The following is an 11,774-nucleotide window of genomic DNA, read 5'->3' as shown; positions in this document are numbered from 1 at the left end:
TGCGAGGAGCATCAGCGACGAAGCAATCCAGAATCTTTCCTTGTGGCACTGGATTGCCGCGCTCCCTCCGGTCGCTCGCAATGACAAAGCTCATATCGCGACGCCGGCATTTTCCAGGCACCAGACCAGAACGGCCTTTTGCGCATGAAGCCGGTTTTCCGCCTCGTCATAGATAATGCTGTGCTTTGATTTCAGGACGCTGTCCGTGACTTCCTCTCCCTGATGGATCGGCATACAGTGCATGAACAAGGCATCGTCATTGGCAAGAGCCATCAAATCGTCATTGACCTGATAAGGCTCGAACATGGCAATGCTCTTGCCCTCCTGTCCCATCGACACCCAGGTATCGGTGACAATGACATCCGCAGCTTTGGCGGCACTGGCCGGATCGGCGGTAAAGGATACAGCCGGACCAAAACCCTCATTCGCCGGGTGGAGACTTCCGGGGGCAGCAATGTGGAATTCGTAATCCCAGATCGAAGCGGCCTGTGCCAGTGTCCGGGCCACGTTGTTATAATCGCCCATCCACGCGATCTTCTTGCCCTGCACGCTGCCAAGTTTTTCCTCGATTGTCATCAAATCGGCCATAATCTGGCACGGATGCGACCAGTCGGTCAGGCCGTTAATCACCGGAATATAGCTGTAGCTCGCAAATTCACTCAGAACTTCGTGATCGCTCATCCGGACCATCACGGCATCAACAAACCGGGCCATGACCTTGGCGGTATCTTCGACGCTTTCCGCCCCGCCGATCTGCATGTCGCCCATGCTCATGACGACCGTATGGCCGCCGAGTTGCTTCATGGCAACCTCAAAGCTCACCCGCGTCCGGGTTGACCGCTTGTCGAAAATCATCGCCAGTGTCAGCCCTTTCAGAAGTTGTGGTGGCTCGTATTTTTGCGCCTTCAGGCTATGTGCGTTTTTCAGGATACTTTTCAGCTCATCCACCGGGATATCGGGCAGATCGAGAAAATGTTTGGTTTTTATGGTCGTGGACATTGTCCGGTTCCTTTCGTTCGTTTGCATTGAAAAAGTCAAAAACGTGACGCGCCGCTGCTCTTGTCTGCAGCGGAAAAACGAAAGGGAAATTTCTTTTAGAGAGAGTTAGAAGAAACCTTTACGCAGCCAGCCACAAACGCGACGCGGTTGTACGTCGGCTGCGGCGGCGGGCTGTTACAGTTTGTAAGGTTTGTGTGTTCATGTCTTTACTAACTCATATTTCCTGCGGCATCGTCAAGCAATAATTTTTCCCGGCTTCATTTCGACGAGACGTACCCAGTATTCCGCACCAATCGTGATGACATCATCGTTAAAATCGTAATGCGGGATGCTCGAAAAGTGATCGCAGAGAGAAACGGCTATTTTAACTTTGAAGAATAAAGCATAATCTTCTTTTCATTATACTTATGTTACATTTATGCCTTATCTCAACAAGGAAGATAATAAAGATGAGAAAATTGCCCGTTACGCCCGTTGAAGTTCTCAATTTTTCAACCAGCAAACTGAAATTCAAAACAAATATCATTGTAAAATGCGCTGAATTACTCGGTTTTTGGAAACGGCCTTATCGGCAAGCTGCCACGTCAATGGAAGAAATGACGTTAAAGGATATCTATTATTGGGTCTATAAATCCAAAAACCCGATTCTCCACAGAGAAAAGACGGGAAAAGAAATTGCTTTAGAAACTGATAGCAGCATTGTGACGCTGCAATTAATTTTTCTCCCTCTGGAGCAGTCGTATAAGAAACAGCCGGTCCGACAACATTAGTAAGTTGATTGTAAGATCTCCCTATGGCTCTTATAGAATCCGTAAAAGCAGCATCACTAGGAAAAGCTGTTAAATGTGATTGAAAAATAGCCTGAAACTGCTTATTAACCAAAGCATCCGTTACAGCCCACCCTTCTGAATATTCTGGAGTCTCGGGACTTCCACCATTTTGATATTCTTGATAACCAGCATTGATAGCAGAGTATCCCCCCACAGCAAGATTAGCCATACCTATATAATCAGCTACCTTTGACGCGCCAGTCATACCGGAGTTAGCTAGGTGTCGAGTAAACAATTCCATCGCCGTCAATGTATGCTGGTAATTATTTTCAAAATCGAATTGTGTCATCTCTTATTTCTCCTAATCGAAAGCCAGATTAAAAATTCAAATATTTACTTAACGCCTGCGTTACAGCGAAAATAGACAGGGATGAAAGAAACGAAATCACAAAAATGTCTATGAAAATCCTGAACGTTTCCAATTCTCCACTAAACGTTCCCAGAAACAGAAAATAGAAATAATCGGGAATAAGCGTCATGCTGATAAAAAGGCCACTTAGCTGCAAGTCCAAACCTCTGATACTTGCATAACCATCTCCCGTCTGTACCGGAACGTCGCCGATTTTCAACAATGAGAACCAACGTTTAAAACAAATCGACACACTAAGGATGATGAAAGAAACCGCCCCGATAAGAATCAGGTTCGCAAACAACTTGTATATCCGTAACGTCTCCGTATCCGGATAGCCAGTATAAAAACGGGGCCTCAGATAAACAAGATCCCAATGCTTTATGATATCGAGATAACCATAGGAACTGATTAGCCTCTCCAAACTGGGACTACCATACATAACCACTGCATATAAAGCGCTTAAAGGGACCGCGAACAACACGCCCAAAAGGACAGAATAGCGAAGCGAATCCCAAAGAACCAAACCGCGTTTCTGATAGTCTTCTTTAAAGTCCGCCAGATCATTTTGAGTATCATCAAGCTTTCTTCTCAGATAAAAAGCCAGATAAACAGTCCATAAAATCACACCAACCAAAATGAGTTTGGTAAAAAAAGCCGCCACCATAAAGACGGTAGAGAAAAGGCAAATCAGAAGAATCGGCAAATTCAAAGATTTTAGAAAAATACGGAATAGAACTTCTTTCATTGATCTGCTCCCCCCGCCATAAACGCCGGGATGAACAAAAATGACAGGATAATGGTAATCAGCCGCAGTTTATGCATCGCGTCCCTGTTCCTTTTGTTCTTGTTTTCGTTGTCTCGAATGTGGTTACTAGAGCACAACCTTTTCCCCCTGACAAGCCCGAAAAACTACTTAAGATTGCTCAAAATTTAACCTGATTAATTTAACAAGCATGCCCGTCAACCGCAGGTCAAACCCGTTCAACTCACACGGGAATTTTTCCCGTTATTGTCCTCTGCCAGACCGGCGACAAGATGCTGCACGCTCCGGCGCAGCACGGGCGATTTGACCTTTCCCACAAGGCCGGGCTCTGCGACATCCGCCGCAGGCCCGATAGAGTTTATGTGTGGCGTTTTAAACTTTTTCGGCGCGGCTTTTATTAAGCGGCTTTTTTCATGATTTCTTTTGACCGGGTTTCCGGGTTCAAGCCGCCGATATAGCGCCGGCAAATGTGTAGCGCTTCGTGATGCGCTTTCCTGTACAGGCGCCGGCATGTCTCAAATTGCTGCCGGACAGAGGCGCGCTCCATCACCAGCGCATAACGCTCGTTCAAATCCCGCGACCGGGCCAGTTGTTCGTTTAAAATCCGCAAATCGACGATCTTGCCGCGCACCCGCATGCGCCACAGCGCCGCAGTGTCGTTCAGTTGTTTGCAATCCAGATATTGCGGTTCAATCATCTGGTCCGGCCCCAGGCCGTATATTGACTGGATGGTCATTTTTACTTCCCCTGTACACACACGTTTTTTTAAATGTTAGCGATCACACCCCTGTTACCGCTGTTCGTCCGAAGGCTTGCTTTGCCCCCCTCGCTGCCTTTCGAAGAGACGTCCGTCCCGATTTCATGTGTGGGGAGAACCGGGCGGGCATCTCATCGAAAGACAATATGTTTTGCATTTTTTATAATGTGGTTGCAATTTATACAATTATGGAAAGGGTGTCAATATATTATTGCAATTTTGTTGCATTTTTATTTTTTTCTGCTAAAGTTGAGAAAATTAACAGAATAACTTGCGGAAAAATATAATTATGTTAATTAATGCTAACCAAATTCGAGCGGCGCGTGCGTTAATAGATTGGACCCTTGCTCATTTGGCACAGGAGGTTGGTGTAGGAACAACAACGATTTCTGCTATAGAAACGGGACGGTCCGCCGGCTCCTTAGAACTTCTCACCAAAATCATAGACGCCTTTCAAGCATCTGGCGTTGAATTTACCGAGGATGGTGGCGTACGGCCTCGACAAAGCGCAGTCAAGACATATAAAGGCCATGACGGTTTTGCTGATTTTAGAAGAGATGTTCTGAAAGCTGTTCAATCTGGCGCGCTGGATATTTGCGTTAGCAATGTTGATGAAAGAGAATTTTCCAAATGGGGCGGCGAGCTTGTTAACCGCACTTACAGGGAAGAAATGGCTAAAATCAAAGGCGTGAATTTCAGAATTCTCGTTGAGGAAGGAGACCGATTTTTTAGCGCCTCAAGTTATGCTCATTATAAATGGACGCCCAAACGTGAATTCGACAATATTCCCTTCTATGTTTTCGGAGATACGGTGGCCATTATTTCTTTCGAAGAAAACAACATAGACATTTTCTCAATAAACCATCCCTTGCTTGCTGATTTCTATCGAAAACAATTTGAGCAAAACTGGAGCCGAGCTCTTATGCCAACCGGAGATCAGTCGTCATGAGACAAATGGCCTATAAGCAGCATGATCAAATTATAAACCCGGCATTCCAGAAAGATGTTTGTGATTTTTTTGCAGAACGACGTTCAGGCCACATCGGTCACTGGCGCTATTCCGAACCGCTTTTTCCCGGCGATCACGTCAATGGCATCCAGCATTGGCGTCGTTTTATTGAACAAGCAAAAAACGGCAGTGACTATTATATCTATGGTGATGAAATCAGCGTCATTCAGAATTTTATGCCCCAAATCGGCATGCTTATCCCTAAATCGATCACTGCCATCGAACTCGGTCCTGGCTCAAAGGATGCTCTGGAACAAAAAACTCTCGTCAGCCTTCGGAGTATAAACAAGGTTGTATCGTATGTGGGCGTTGATATATCCGAAAGCGTCCTTGAAAACGCAGAACAGATTATATCTCGCGAAATGCCCCACATTTCTTTTCATGCGATTAATCAGGATTTTTTTCGGAAAAATCTGACGTTTCCCGTAACAGGCATGCCCGTCATGATGATGTTCGGGCAAACGATGTTTAATCTTCCGATATCGCCTTTTTCTCCTTCTGTTCCCAAAGAGATTCTAACCGGATATCTGGCACATTTTAAAAGCCATCTGGGGAATACAGGCTATTTTGTCGTGACACAAGATACCAATCAGGATGCCGATAATCTGTATAGTGCTTACATCGGAGAAAAAGTTTTCGCAGAAAATCTCCTGCATCGTATTATCCGAGATTTGCCGGTTAGTGAAGCCTTCAACCCGGCAGGCTTTTTATTTGAACCCTTCTGGGTCCCTGAAACCAAAGCTTTGGCTCACACTTTTGTTTGTCTGGAAAATATGAAATTCACTATTGGTGATGAGGCCTTTTATATTAAACAGGGCCAACGTTTATGTTTTCACAATACCTATAAGTTTTCAGACAGTGCTTTTTTGAGCATGGCAATGGATTCCGATTTCGTTCCTGTATCCAGTTTCGATGCTTCCGGCGGATGCGTTAAATTGCATGTGCTAAAAGCTACTTAACAAGCAATGCAAGCGAACCCTATCCATCGTCAGGCATAGTTTAGATAGAAAGTGTTAGTTACCGGGGGGGGGACCTGTATCTTGCTTTTCATACTAGAGGTTATCGTATTTTCACCTGCCCAAAGGACTGAAAAACAAGGGCTAGAGAAAAAGGTGAGAAATGAAGATGAGAAAGTATTCTCTGCTGTCCTTCGAACTGAAGGCATTCGGGAAGCGCCGCGGTGGGCGGGGCTTACGCGTTTATCGACGGAATTGTTACCCGGCATAGTGCCAAATTTGATCCCGGCATTATATCCGCGGTTATACGAGTCCATCGCCAGAATGGCTTTCATCAGATCAGGATTCATTGTTTTTCTCCCATTGTAAAATTGCCACCATAGAGTCCGTATGGCGCATTCCTTGATGTAAAGCCGCCATCCAAGTAACCACCCTTAAGTTCGCTTAGCCACGGCAAGACTTGTTCAATACCCCATGTGACGGGCTCGTCTGTCATCTCCACTGTCACGCTATGAAGTTTTACGCCCTCGCCGAAAACTCGTTCGAAATCATCTACTGGGACACCTTTTTGCTGTTTGATATCAAAGACGTTGCCCTTGACGATTTCTACAGTCAGGGGATTGTTTAGATCAGTAAAATGCACCATCCACGGCATATCCTTTGGCAATACCGGAGCTTTAACGCCTTTGAGCTTGCTGTAATACTCGCCGCCTTCGATAGTGAAAAGTGACGGGCCCTTAAATGTATCTGTTACTTCCGGATAGGAATCGGAAGACGTGATGGCGAATAATAGGCCGCGCTTACCAAGGTCAACAACGACGGCTTCTCCCTTCATTTTGTGTGAGGCATAGTATGGGTGTGGTCTATAACCTGGACGCGGTTCTATCTTTATATCAATTTGCCGCACCGCCGATCCGCTCTTGAGCCCCTCCGGCGTTTCGACGGTGACAGTCATTTTGTAGCGCCAGCTGTAGGATTTATTGCCGGCAGTCTCGCCCATGGCATAGGCCACAGCCGCGCCGGTGAGGATGATGAGTCCTGCGATGGCCAAAAACTTTTTCATGGCGATTGTCCCTTCCTTGGCTTCTGTTCTTGCGCTTTATGACTATGTATGACTCCTGCACATAAAAAATTTAAAAACAAGTCTTGATCATTTGTTATAAGTAGGGCACAAATTAAAACTTATGATTGTCTTCCTGATTATCATGTTTCAATCTTCCCTTTCTCTTCATCATCAGATGACCATCGCCTTGGCGGTCAATGCCCGCGATTGTTCGACAGACTGTTCCGTTTGCGGACTAAAAGACCCGTCAGAGTTTTGGGACCATGCAACATCCCCAGAACCCAAAACAGATACATTTTGAGAATCGAAGAAGTAAGCTGGTACGTCACCTAAATTATTACCATTTTCATCAATAAACCAATATCGCATATAATGAGGAGTTATCTCATCGACGAAACTGAGTCCAATTCCTCTTACAGCTACAGCTCCTTCAGGAATTGAGGGATCTTCCGGCAAAATAATCTGATCGCCATCTTTGAAATTGAATAACTGCGTCCCGTCGGACAGGGTCATCTTCCTGTCCTGCATCCATTCATTCCCGGGTTGAGTGAGGAGATTATCAATGCTGCCCAGCTTGAATTCGCTCTCTAACTGCGCTGCTGTTTTATAACCGGCCAAAAATTCTTCAAATTTTGCGAGACTGAAATTGGGGTCGTTAACGTTGAAATCAATGTTGTCCGCCAGATAATCGAGATACGGTAATACCCCAATATCTGTCATACCGTTGTATTCTGCGACTTCCAGTTCTTCTGGCAGTCGTGATGGCGAAGGCACCCCTCTTGATGGATACGTCAGGTGCAAGCTCCTGGTAGAGGCTTACCTGAAAGCGCCACGAACGGCAAAATTCCCCATGGATTACAGCAAGCATGTAACGGCCAGCCGTTATGAGGGTACACGATATGTGACCGTCAATTCCTACGTCGATGCCCAGAACAGTTTTGGTGCCATGCTCCGCATGCCGTACATGTGCAAATCCAAATACAGCAATGGTGAGTGGGAACTGATTGATTTTAAAATGAACTAGAGCAATAGAAAATATAGTCACGAGAAGTATACTTAACAAAGAATTGGTACACTATATCAATCACTTGAAATCTAGTCCGACTTCATTTATAGTGCTCTTACATACAGGTATTCAGACATAGTTAGTTAGGCGTCTGGAAATTCTGAAAATGGCCCTCCGTGCCTTCTTGGCCCGGGGATTGTTTCGAATTTTCAAACGAACGGAGACAGCTATGTCTAAAAATTCATATCTCCCCTCTAATATAAAAATAGAATATATCCCGCCTGAACAACTCAGGCCTCATCCAAACAACGCGCGCACGCACTCAAAGCGTCAGATAGAACAGATTGCCGACAGTATTCGCCGGTTCGGGTTTATCGGCACCGTTCTTGCCGATAGCAACAACAGCATTATTGCCGGGCACGGCCGTGTCGCAGCAGCCCTTACCCTCGGCATCAAGAATATCCCGGTCATATGCATTGACCATTTGAGCGAAGCGGAAAAACGGGCCTATATCATCGCCGACAACCGGCTGGCTGAAGAAGCTGGTTGGAACAATGACCTGCTCGCCATCGAATTCGCCGCTATTATCGAGATGGATCCGGGATTAGATCTCGAGATTACCGGTTTTGAAACCGCGGAAATCGACATCATCATGGGCGATGCCGGGCCACAGGAGGACCCTGCTGATGAACTGCCCGAAGAGAGCGATGGCCCGCCGGTTGTACGGAAAGATGATCTCTGGAAACTGGGCATACACCGGCTTTATTGTGGCGACAGCCTTCAACCTGAAAGCTACAGCGTCCTGATGGATGGTGAAAAAGCCCAAGTGGTCTTCTGTGATGCCCCTTACAATGTCCGGGTCGCCGGCCATGTCTGCGGCAAAGGAACTGTAAAGCACAACGAGTTTGCCATGGCCTCCGGCGAAATGTCCGGTGAGGAATTCACCGGGTTCCTGACAACCACTTTCGGCCACCTGATAGACTGGTCGGAAGACGGCTCCATACACTTTCAATGCATGGACTGGCGGCATATCGGGGAAATCATCGAAGCCGGGGCACAGGCCGGGTATGATCTCAAAAATCTCTGTGTCTGGGTCAAGGATAACGGCGGTATGGGCTCTTTCTACCGCTCGCGTCATGAACTGATCTTTATCTTCAAAAACGGCCAGGCCCCGCACATCAACAACATCCAGCTCGGCAAACACGGACGCTACCGGACCAATGTCTGGGAATATCCCGGCGTTAACACCCTGAAAGCCGGCCGGATGGATGAGCTGTCCATGCACCCGACCGTTAAACCGGTTGCCATGGTTGCCGATGCGCTCCTTGATTGCTCCCGCCGGAACGACATCGTTCTGGATCCTTTCGGTGGGTCAGGTACGACCCTGATAGCGGCCGAAAAAACCGGCCGTGTTGCTCGCCTGATCGAAATTGATCCGTCCTACTGCGACACCATCATCCGCCGGTGGCAGGACATGACCGGCCAGCAGGCCATACACGCCGAAACCGGCAAATCATGGAATCAAACGAGGGAGGCCCGATCATGAGCAAAAATGATGAAAAACCTCAACGCATACTCCGTGACCGGCGGCCCGATGGCACATCCCGGATCATCCCCCTTGATCCGGAGCCTGATGATCTACCGGCTGACTATGAGGTCGGGTACGGGAAACCCCCTGTAAAAAACCAGTTCAAACCGGGAGAGTCAGGTAACCCCAAAGGACGGCCGCCGCGCTCAGAGAATTTTAAAACAATTGCCCGGGAAATACTGGATGAACAGATATCGATCCAGCAAAACGGGCGACGACGGACCGTTACAACCCGCCGTGCTCTTGTCATGGCACTCATAGCGGCGGCCATGAAAGGAGACCGCAAAGCGATGGAAATGCTCAAGAGTATGGATGCAGATGTTGAAGATTTCATGGCCAAAAACCAGCAAACATCGACGGAACTAACAGCAGGCGACCAAGAAATCCTGAACAGCTACAGCGCAAGAATAGCCAGTAACAACACAGAGGGGAATTAAATTATGACCTACACTGATAAACAGGTTCTGTTGAGCCTTTTACGGACCGAATTTTTCAGTTTCGTGTGCAAAGTGTTTGAAGAACTTAATGGAAACAAAAGACTCACAGCCGGAGAATATCTTCAGGTCATGTGCCTGATGCTGGAACAATGTACGAATGGTGACATCAAACGCCTTCTGATTACCATCCCTCCCCGTTACCTCAAATCCATTACCGTCTCGGTCGCCCTCACAGCATGGATCCTCGGTCATTTTCCAGACAAAAAGATCATCGTTGCAAGTTACGGAGCAGATCTGGCGACCGAACACACTCTTGCCTTTCGGCAAGTCCTCGAATCTGCATGGTACAGGGAACTTTTCCCGCACACGAAGATCCGGGCCGGGGTTTCGCGGATCACCGTCCAGCCGGATGCCCTTGATATCGTCATCAATTTGCCAGAGATGATTGCGTATTTGAACGACACCCTGCACCTGACCATCCCGGCAGCCAAACAGAAAGATTTCACGATTGCCACCCCCTTCACAACCCGCCGGTCATACAAGGGTGCCATTATCCTGAAACCGGAAACAGATGATACGGACCCTTTCGACCTGCCACCCCAGCAACTCAGAAATCTGGTTCGCGGGATCGTCTGGCGCGATGAACATTTCGCCGGCATATCGATGAAAGAGATTGCCGATCGCGAAGGGCTGACAAAAGGCGGCGTTCGGAAAATCATCATGGCCAGTTTCGATACCCTGATGGCCGCATAAATTCCCTGCACATTCCCTGTTATTTTGACCGCTGGTCATAGCGCATGCCAGAGATTCTCTGGTGTTTCTCTGTTGAGGATGCATGGAAAACAAAAAATTTCCCTGATAATTCCCTGTTTAACAGGGAATTTGAGATCCCGGTACACTCGAGAAGTGCCCGCAGAGAAAAATGGCGATTTTGGCCGGAAAAACGAAATTCTCTGAGTACACCGGGAAGTACAAATACACAAAACCCCGCGGAGTGCGGGGTTTGCAGCGAAAATTCTCTACGGTATCCTGAAATAAAGACTAGATGGTGGAGGAGGATGGATTTGAACCACCGTAGACCGAAGTCGCCTGATTTACAGTCAGGTGCAATTGACCGCTCTGCCACTCCTCCACATCCGGCTTGCGCCGATAGTCGTGCGGGGTAACAAAAAGGATTTTGCTTTGCGTGTCAAGTGTGACATGTATGTGAACATGAAAAAACATCCACAGCCTAGAAACAAACCGGGGCAAAAACCGCATCACAAGCCCCCTGCGCGGCCCCATACAAAATCCTCTATCAAGGCGGATTTGTGGGGTTCGCACGCCGTTCAGGCCGCGTGGCTGAACCCGGACCGGGATGTCCGGGCGCTGTACATCACGGAAAGCGCCCTGAAGGATTTTTCCCAGAGCGCGCCAGTCAAACGGCCGCCGCCGATGATTGTCGATAAAGCGGCGCTTGACCATGCCCTGCCCAAGGGGGCCGTGCATCAGGGCATCGCCTTGGACTGTCCGCCGCTGGAAGAAACATTCCTGAACGATCTGATTATCCGGGCGGGCGGGCAGCCGAAAACGGTTTTGCTAATGCTTGATCAGGTGACCGACCCGCATAATGTCGGCGCGATTTTGCGCTCAGCCTGCGCCTTTGGCGCGGCGGGCATGATTATGCAGAAAAAGCACGCGCCGGAACTTTCCGGGGTTCTGGCCAAGACGGCCTGCGGCGCGGTCGAACATGTGCCGGTGGCCTATGAGACCAACCTGACGCGCTCTTTGGAAACGCTGCAGGAAAACGGTTTTTTCGTGATCGGGCTGGATGAGCGCGGCGAAGACATTGCCGGCCTGAGCGTTCCTGACAAATGCGTGCTGGTGCTGGGCGCGGAAGGGCCGGGACTGCGGCGGCTGGTAAAGGAACAGTGCGATACGCTGGCACGCCTGCCGATGAACGGTCCGATGCCGAGCATCAATGTGTCGAATGCGGCGGCGGTGGCCCTTTACGCGCTGTCTGTTTAAGGAGATA

General features: G+C 48.2%; 13 protein-coding genes and 1 tRNA gene. 7 read left to right on the top strand and 7 right to left on the bottom strand.

All coding sequences use genetic code 11. The features are described 5' to 3' along the window. Positions 1 to 90: 90 nt before the first annotated feature. From argF to H6868_02925, 4 genes are all read right to left on the bottom strand, one after another. The gene (gene argF / locus H6868_02940; GenBank protein ID MCB9988273.1) at positions 91 to 999 is read right to left on the bottom strand and encodes an ornithine carbamoyltransferase; all 909 of its coding nucleotides are present in this window, start codon (positions 997 to 999) and stop codon (positions 91 to 93) included. Positions 1,000 to 1,521: 522 nt separating this feature from the next. After that, positions 1,522 to 2,118, bottom strand: coding sequence for a hypothetical protein (locus H6868_02935; protein ID MCB9988272.1), 597 nt, complete (start codon positions 2,116 to 2,118; stop codon positions 1,522 to 1,524). Positions 2,119 to 2,146: 28 nt separating this feature from the next. Next, entirely contained in the window at positions 2,147 to 2,926 is a 780-nt protein-coding gene (locus H6868_02930; protein MCB9988271.1) for a hypothetical protein, read from the bottom strand. A gap of 415 nt (positions 2,927 to 3,341) precedes the next feature. Then, positions 3,342 to 3,680 carry a hypothetical protein gene (locus H6868_02925; GenBank protein MCB9988270.1) on the bottom strand — a complete coding sequence of 113 codons (339 nt, stop codon included), beginning with the start codon at positions 3,678 to 3,680 and terminating at the stop codon, positions 3,342 to 3,344. Between the two features lie 310 nt (positions 3,681 to 3,990). On the opposite strand from H6868_02925, the gene H6868_02920 reads away from it, so the two are divergent. Next, positions 3,991 to 4,650, top strand: a complete 660-nt coding sequence (locus H6868_02920) for a helix-turn-helix transcriptional regulator (protein MCB9988269.1) — start codon at positions 3,991 to 3,993, stop codon at positions 4,648 to 4,650. Continuing rightward, on the top strand, positions 4,647 to 5,669 hold the full coding sequence (locus H6868_02915; GenBank protein ID MCB9988268.1) for an L-histidine N(alpha)-methyltransferase: 1,023 nt from the start codon (positions 4,647 to 4,649) through the stop codon (positions 5,667 to 5,669). The genes H6868_02920 and H6868_02915 overlap by 4 nt, the downstream gene beginning before the upstream one ends. Before the next feature lie 343 nt (positions 5,670 to 6,012). On the opposite strand, the gene H6868_02910 is transcribed toward H6868_02915, so the two are convergent. Next, positions 6,013 to 6,729 carry a hypothetical protein gene (locus H6868_02910; GenBank protein MCB9988267.1) on the bottom strand — a complete coding sequence of 239 codons (717 nt, stop codon included), beginning with the start codon at positions 6,727 to 6,729 and terminating at the stop codon, positions 6,013 to 6,015. Positions 6,730 to 6,900: 171 nt separating this feature from the next. After that, entirely contained in the window at positions 6,901 to 7,503 is a 603-nt protein-coding gene (locus H6868_02905) for a hypothetical protein (GenBank protein ID MCB9988266.1), read from the bottom strand. Positions 7,504 to 7,579: 76 nt separating this feature from the next. Between H6868_02905 and H6868_02900 the strand changes: the two genes are divergently transcribed. From H6868_02900 to H6868_02885, 4 genes are all read left to right on the top strand, one after another. Further along, a complete protein-coding gene (locus H6868_02900) occupies positions 7,580 to 7,753 on the top strand; it encodes a hypothetical protein (protein MCB9988265.1) in 174 nt (57 codons plus the stop codon). Between the two features lie 211 nt (positions 7,754 to 7,964). Further along, the gene (locus H6868_02895; GenBank protein MCB9988264.1) at positions 7,965 to 9,281 is read left to right on the top strand and encodes a ParB N-terminal domain-containing protein; all 1,317 of its coding nucleotides are present in this window, start codon (positions 7,965 to 7,967) and stop codon (positions 9,279 to 9,281) included. Then, a complete protein-coding gene (locus H6868_02890) occupies positions 9,278 to 9,760 on the top strand; it encodes a hypothetical protein (GenBank protein ID MCB9988263.1) in 483 nt (160 codons plus the stop codon). The genes H6868_02895 and H6868_02890 overlap by 4 nt, the downstream gene beginning before the upstream one ends. Positions 9,761 to 9,763: 3 nt before the next feature. After that, positions 9,764 to 10,513: a hypothetical protein gene (locus H6868_02885; protein ID MCB9988262.1), complete on the top strand. Its 750-nt coding sequence runs from the start codon at positions 9,764 to 9,766 to the stop codon at positions 10,511 to 10,513. Between the two features lie 293 nt (positions 10,514 to 10,806). On the opposite strand, the gene H6868_02880 is transcribed toward H6868_02885, so the two are convergent. Beyond that, positions 10,807 to 10,892: transfer RNA gene (locus H6868_02880), tRNA-Tyr, on the bottom strand. A 68-nt stretch (positions 10,893 to 10,960) separates the two neighbouring features. Here H6868_02880 and rlmB point away from each other — a divergent pair. Continuing rightward, on the top strand, positions 10,961 to 11,767 hold the full coding sequence (gene rlmB, locus H6868_02875) for a 23S rRNA (guanosine(2251)-2'-O)-methyltransferase RlmB (GenBank protein MCB9988261.1): 807 nt from the start codon (positions 10,961 to 10,963) through the stop codon (positions 11,765 to 11,767). Positions 11,768 to 11,774 lie beyond the last annotated feature (7 nt).

The sequence above is a fragment of the Rhodospirillales bacterium genome, from assembly GCA_020638175.1.
GTDB lineage: Bacteria > Pseudomonadota > Alphaproteobacteria > Micavibrionales > Micavibrionaceae > JACKJA01.
This window is presented reverse-complemented; position numbering and strand designations above follow the sequence as displayed.

What these genes read in the sequence shown, in the direction of transcription:
- H6868_02930 (MCB9988271.1), bottom strand. Translation starts at nt 2,926, where the DNA reads ATGAAAGAAGTTCTATTCCGTATTTTTCTAAAATCTTTGAATTTGCCG.
- H6868_02895 (MCB9988264.1), top strand. Translation starts at nt 7,965, where the DNA reads ATGTCTAAAAATTCATATCTCCCCTCTAATATAAAAATAGAATATATC.
- H6868_02920 (MCB9988269.1), top strand. Translation starts at nt 3,991, where the DNA reads ATGTTAATTAATGCTAACCAAATTCGAGCGGCGCGTGCGTTAATAGAT.
- argF (MCB9988273.1), bottom strand. Translation starts at nt 999, where the DNA reads ATGTCCACGACCATAAAAACCAAACATTTTCTCGATCTGCCCGATATC.
- H6868_02885 (MCB9988262.1), top strand. Translation starts at nt 9,764, where the DNA reads ATGACCTACACTGATAAACAGGTTCTGTTGAGCCTTTTACGGACCGAA.
- H6868_02925 (MCB9988270.1), bottom strand. Translation starts at nt 3,680, where the DNA reads ATGACCATCCAGTCAATATACGGCCTGGGGCCGGACCAGATGATTGAA.
- H6868_02915 (MCB9988268.1), top strand. Translation starts at nt 4,647, where the DNA reads ATGAGACAAATGGCCTATAAGCAGCATGATCAAATTATAAACCCGGCA.
- H6868_02935 (MCB9988272.1), bottom strand. Translation starts at nt 2,118, where the DNA reads ATGACACAATTCGATTTTGAAAATAATTACCAGCATACATTGACGGCG.
- H6868_02900 (MCB9988265.1), top strand. Translation starts at nt 7,580, where the DNA reads ATGGATTACAGCAAGCATGTAACGGCCAGCCGTTATGAGGGTACACGA.
- rlmB (MCB9988261.1), top strand. Translation starts at nt 10,961, where the DNA reads ATGTATGTGAACATGAAAAAACATCCACAGCCTAGAAACAAACCGGGG.
- H6868_02890 (MCB9988263.1), top strand. Translation starts at nt 9,278, where the DNA reads ATGAGCAAAAATGATGAAAAACCTCAACGCATACTCCGTGACCGGCGG.
- H6868_02910 (MCB9988267.1), bottom strand. Translation starts at nt 6,729, where the DNA reads ATGAAAAAGTTTTTGGCCATCGCAGGACTCATCATCCTCACCGGCGCG.